General features: G+C 47.5%; 6 protein-coding genes and 1 pseudogene. 1 reads left to right on the plus strand and 6 read right to left on the minus strand.

From position 1 onward, the window contains the following. Positions 1-203: 203 nt before the first annotated feature. The 4 genes and pseudogenes from ACR2PX_RS02900 to ACR2PX_RS02915 all read right to left on the minus strand — a co-directional run bounded on the left by ACR2PX_RS02900 (position 204) and on the right by ACR2PX_RS02915 (position 2,276). Positions 204-476, minus strand: a complete 273-nt coding sequence (locus tag ACR2PX_RS02900; RefSeq protein ID WP_433997863.1) for a hypothetical protein — start codon at positions 474-476, stop codon at positions 204-206. 3 nt (positions 477-479) lie between these two features. Continuing rightward, positions 480-530 (minus strand): annotated as a pseudogene (locus ACR2PX_RS02905) (hypothetical protein); the annotation flags it as partial. Between the two features lie 67 nt (positions 531-597). Next, positions 598-1,050: an SDR family NAD(P)-dependent oxidoreductase gene (locus tag ACR2PX_RS02910; protein WP_433997858.1), complete on the minus strand. Its 453-nt coding sequence runs from the start codon at positions 1,048-1,050 to the stop codon at positions 598-600. Further along, complete coding sequence (locus ACR2PX_RS02915) at positions 1,047-2,276, minus strand: NADH:flavin oxidoreductase (protein ID WP_433997859.1); 1,230 nt, start codon at positions 2,274-2,276, stop codon at positions 1,047-1,049. The genes ACR2PX_RS02910 and ACR2PX_RS02915 overlap by 4 nt, the downstream gene beginning before the upstream one ends. A 143-nt stretch (positions 2,277-2,419) precedes the next feature. On the opposite strand from ACR2PX_RS02915, the gene ACR2PX_RS02920 reads away from it, so the two are divergent. Next, positions 2,420-3,001, plus strand: a complete 582-nt coding sequence (locus ACR2PX_RS02920) for a TetR/AcrR family transcriptional regulator (protein ID WP_433997860.1) — start codon at positions 2,420-2,422, stop codon at positions 2,999-3,001. A 10-nt stretch (positions 3,002-3,011) separates the two neighbouring features. On the opposite strand, the gene ACR2PX_RS02925 is transcribed toward ACR2PX_RS02920, so the two are convergent. Both ACR2PX_RS02925 and manA read right to left on the minus strand, forming a co-directional pair. Next, positions 3,012-3,269, minus strand: coding sequence for a hypothetical protein (locus ACR2PX_RS02925; RefSeq protein ID WP_433997861.1), 258 nt, complete (start codon positions 3,267-3,269; stop codon positions 3,012-3,014). Between the two features lie 129 nt (positions 3,270-3,398). Continuing rightward, positions 3,399-4,631: a mannose-6-phosphate isomerase, class I gene (gene manA, locus ACR2PX_RS02930; RefSeq protein WP_433997862.1), complete on the minus strand. Its 1,233-nt coding sequence runs from the start codon at positions 4,629-4,631 to the stop codon at positions 3,399-3,401. Positions 4,632-5,237 lie beyond the last annotated feature (606 nt).

Genomic DNA, 5,237 nt, shown 5'->3' on the forward strand with positions numbered 1-5,237 from the left:
CGGATTTGGCCATTTTTTATGATTCTTTTCGTTGAATAGCTCGCTATTCGCCTCAAATAATCATAAAAACTGTCTCAAACCGGACTTTTTCTCGCTACGGTCGGCTAAGTCCGACAGGCTCCTAGGCTGAGACACAGCAACTGGCCAATAAACCCATTGAGGCTGAAAGTAGTTTTTTCATTATTGTATTTCTCTTTTACAGCTCACATCGTACGGGCCATTCGAGCCATACCCTTTTGTAGAGTAACCGGCATCAAACGACGAAGAATATCCAGAATCGTGGCGTCTTTGCCCACCCGAATCCTAACCTTATTTTTTTCCACTGCCTGAAGAATGATTTGTGCTGCTCTGTCCGCTGTCAGACCAAATCTCTGGGCTAGTTCATAGTTTTTCTGAGCCTTCTGCCGATCATCTGAATCCGCCAGAGTAGCCTGAATCATGTCGGTTTTAATGGCACCGGGGTGAACTGAAGTCACCCCAACACCTTCACTTTTCAATTCAGCGTATAAGCATTCACTCAGTGCCTGCACGGCGGATTTAGTAACTCAGTAAGAACTTTGGGAAGGCAGCCCAATGAATGCCGCCATACTGGAAAGATTAACGGCTCTTTTGAAAAATGTGCGCCTGATGCTCTTTTTTCAGTGACTCCAGGAACAGTTTGCAACTGTAGAGAGGCCCCCAGAGATTGACATTCATTACCCGTCGCCAGTCGTCCAGAGAATGACTACTAAAGGATTTCTTAAAGGATTTCTTAAAGGATTTCTGCAAGGTAATACCGGCATTATTAATTAGCAGATTCACGGCTCCATGCACTTCAATGACTTCCGAGTGCAGCTGCCTCATGGCATCAACATCGCCGACATCCGCCTGATGCAGACTGATGTTGATGTCTTCAAACAACAAATAATTTCTGGTGGCTTCCAGTGCTGACTGATCGATATCCACCAGTGCCAGATGACAACCTTTTTCAGCCAGTTGAACCGCGAGACTTCTGCCCAACCCGCCACCGGCTCCGGTAATGACAGCCACCTGATGCCTGGAGATTTTCATACCACTCTCTCCTCTTTCGATGGCTCAATATTCAAGGGACAATGAGGGCCACCTGGCGCTTCAATCATAGTGACGCAGCGATTACAGTGTGTGCAGCCATTGACGTATTTTTTTCCCGACGCCATAGCATTATTGACATAAGAGGGATCTTTGATCAGAGCCCTTCCCAGCTGAACAAAATCAATGCCTTCACGCATGACTGTTTCCAGACTTTCCATGGTGTGGCAGCCACCGATATAGATCATCTGAGCATTTCGAACCCGGTCCCGAACTCTCTTACAACCTTCCAGAAAGTAGAGTTCCCTGTAGGGGTACTCCCTGAATAATTTGGCTCCTGCCACTTTGAAGAGGGTTTTCATAACGCGGTTCGACTGCATCTCAGCCATGCCATCAGCAATGGAAGTCCCCCGAAACATGTGCATAACGTTGTAGCTACTGGTTCCACCACTGGTAATCAGACCATCAATCCCTGCCTGATCCAGCATACCCGCTACTTCGACGGCTTCCTCTAATTGAAGCCCGCCTTTCACAGCATCGGTCAGCCCCATTTTGCCAATAACGGCCAAGTCATCTCCGACGGCATTTTTAACCGCTTCCAGACATCTCAGTGGCAATCTCATTCGATTGTTCAGACTGCCACCGTACTGATCGGTTCGACGATTGGTTTTAGGACTGATGAATTGACTGAGTCCATAGCCATGGCCAAAATGAATCTCTATGGCATCAAACCCAACCTCTTTCATATAAAGAGCTGCTGCACGATAGGTCTCCACCATGTGATCAATATCTTTTTCCGTCATGGCTCCTGAGATAGGTCGGCCTACCGTCAAACCCAGAGTATTAAATTGAATGGAAGGTCCTTTAGGCTTGTGCCCCCTTTGCAGCTGCTGATTCTTCGAAAAATAACCACAATGGGCCATTTGACCCGAAACCTTTGCACCGGTTTTGTGCAGATCATGAATCATTTGGGTTAGCTCAGGTCGGATATGATCTCCCATATACATCATGTCGTGTGATACACGACCATCAGCTTCTGTTGCACAGTACGCCAGAGTGGTCATACCAACCCCTCCTTCGCAAAACTGCCTGTGAAAATCATAAAGCTCTTTACCCGGAATACCGCCGGGTGTTCTGCCCTCGAAAGTGGCCGCTTTAATAATACGATTGCTCAGCTGAAGAGACCCCAGCCTGGCAGGAGTGAATGCACGATCCAGATATTGACTCATAAACTGTGTCAGAGCGATTAAGCTGCTGCTCCCATCAGGCTGCGACTAAAAATAAGCACGCAGCCATTTATTATTGTTTTATGCAATGACGTTACATATCTTATGCAATATGATTACATAAATCAAAATGACAAGATAAAACCATGAATCAAGCTCGTCGTACCCAGGCGCAAAGACGCGCCGAAACTTACCAGCAGGTTCTGGACAGTGCCTGCCGTTTGTTTGCCAAGAAAGGCTTTGCTAACACCTCTTTGGAAGACATTGCCAATGACTGTGGACTGACGACCCGGCCTGTCTATCACTACTTTGGCAACAAATTGAAACTGTTTCAGGCTGCCTATGATCAGATGATGGTCCACATACTTGATAATCTGGGTGCGGTGGAGGAAGCTGCCCCTTCAGAGAGCCTGAACCAGCATTGGAAGACCTTTCTGGACATGAGTGACGATCAGGGATTCAGACAGATCGTGCTCATCGATGGACCAAATGTTCTGGGTCATGAAACCTGGATTAACAGCCTGGTCGCTCAAAAAGCCCACAACCTTTTTGGTTCACAGCCTGCAGACAGCCAAGAGGAAAGAGTCCAACAACAAATGTTTGGTCGTATGTTGATAGGAGCACTGGCACAAGCAGCACTGATGGTGGCAGAAGCCGAAGACAGACAGATGGCAAAACAACAAGCTGTACTGATTGTTGAAAACATTCTTTCGGTTTCGATACGTTAACAAGCTTGAGTTACGTCTTATTCCGACTGACCAGTACCGGGTATATCTCTTGATAGTCGGATAATTTCAGTCCTGAGTCCAGACAGGCATCAGGAGCGACCTTTTCCTGAATGCTGAGAACAGGCCTGACTTGCCAGGCAGGTAGCGTTTTTTCGGAACATTGACTGGGAGAAAGTGGATGCAGAGAGGAAAAGCGGGCTCTTTCTCCCGTCGGATCAGGAGAAGCGCCCGTGAACGCTGCGCGACCAAAGGGACGGGGTGGATCCATTGAAAAGTCTGAACGGTCCGTCGCTTCAACTCTCTATGGGAGAATAACTGAAGCTTTGACCGTCACTTTGAAATAAAAATCCACCCGGCACTGGAGTTTGTCAGTAAATCTAACCTTTTGATAACCTGATCAGAGAATGGCAGTCGCTCTGGCCAGCCGCCCTGCTCCCTGGATCTGATAGGATTCGGTCGCTGCACTGATGAAGCAGGCACTACCTGGCTTCAATTCAACAGATTTATCTCCAGCCTTGATGACCTGTTGACCTTCAACACAAAACAGAATCTCGGCAGTTTTAACCTTGAGAGGCGCCAAGGCTTTCTCTGGCTCAATCACGCTAAACAGGAAATCATCGACGGGCGAAATAAATAAGGTTTCGCCATTTTGTTCCTGCTCAGGCTTCAAGCACAGATCGGACAAGGCAATGGTATCGAACTCAATGGTCTTGAGCAGTTCAGGAACATCGACATGTTTGCTGGTTAAACCCCCTCTTAAAACATTGTCCGAGCAGGCCATAATTTCCAGCGCGGTGCCTTCCAGATAAGCATGCAGTGTGCCTGCTTTCAGGAACATGGCTTCACCGGGTGCAAGCTCAATAACATTCAGCAGCAGCGGGCTCAAAACACCCATGTCGCCCGGATAAAATTGATTCAGCCGTTGCACTTCCTGCCAGGCTGGATGATCCGAAGTGTCTGCAAACTCCAATGCAGCAGCCACCAAACGATCTTTTTCTTCTCCTTTAAGAGTCATCAAATGCTCATAAAAAGCCTTAAGATTGCCCTCGCCAAGCCATTTCATAGCTTCTTCGAGCTGTTTCAGCCCAGCCATTTCGAACAAGGGACGCATTTCATCCAGGGGACGAAAGCCATTCATGGCTCTGAACGGTGTCAGTGCATAAACCAGCTCAGGTTTATGGTTATCATCCCGGTAGTTTCGATTGAAGGCATCCAGTGGTACGCCCAAATGATTTTCATGGGCAAACCCTTCCAATGCTTGCTGTTTGTCAGGGTGTGACTGGATAGAGAGTGGCTTGGCGGCAGCCAGAACTTTGAAAAGGAAAGGCAGTGTCTGACCAAATTTTTCCAGAGACCCTTTACCCAGATGAGCAGTCTTGCCATCCACCAGCGTATTCAAGGCTACCTGCTCATCAGCAAGAATAGAGGGTGCCTTGGGATGAGCCCCCATCCAGAGTTCAGCCATGGGCTGACCGGATTCATTGGCCATACCAAAGAGCTCACTCATAGCATTCTGACTGCCCCAGTCATAATGCTGCACAGGGTTTTCCAACCGAAAGATGGTCATAAACAATCCCTTCCAGAGAAATGCAATACTTGAAGCCCGGGTATTAAACAGTGGGCGAAACATCAACCCCAGCGCTTAAGTACCCGGCCCTATGATATCGAATATTCTGACCAATGATTCAGGTTGCTCTACAAGGCGCAGCGACGGGAGCATAGTCGTTCTATGTGACCAGAGCTGAAACGTAGTAGAACGGCCTGAGCATTAAGTCAGAATATCGGTTTCCATAGGGTTGGGTACTTAACAACAGGCCTGGTAAAAATTCTATGCAAGACTGTAAATCAGTAACATCTGTTTCGCTAACCGTGATTTCACTGATTAGCCTAAGGACTAAATTATGAACAGTGCCTTAACACTCATTCAGCAATCACTTGCCCTCTATAAACTCTTCTTGTTTTTCTTGCCGGCTCTGACAGCAAATCGGTGATAGATGAGTTTTCCGGTTCAGTGACGACCGATGGACTCCCTGTCATTTCATTCAGACAATGACCAATGAGCAGCCGGGTTTCCTCTGAGAGGCTTCGGGACCGGAAAGATTCAAGCGTCTCTAGGAGTCTGTCGGACTTAGCCGACCGTAGCGAGAAAAAGTCCGGTTTGAGACAGTTTTTATGATTATTTGAGGCGAATAGCGAGCTATTCAACGAAAAGAATCATAGAAAATGGCCAAATCCG

The organism is Endozoicomonas sp. (assembly GCF_051008435.1).
Taxonomy (GTDB): Bacteria; Pseudomonadota; Gammaproteobacteria; order Pseudomonadales; family Endozoicomonadaceae; genus Endozoicomonas_A.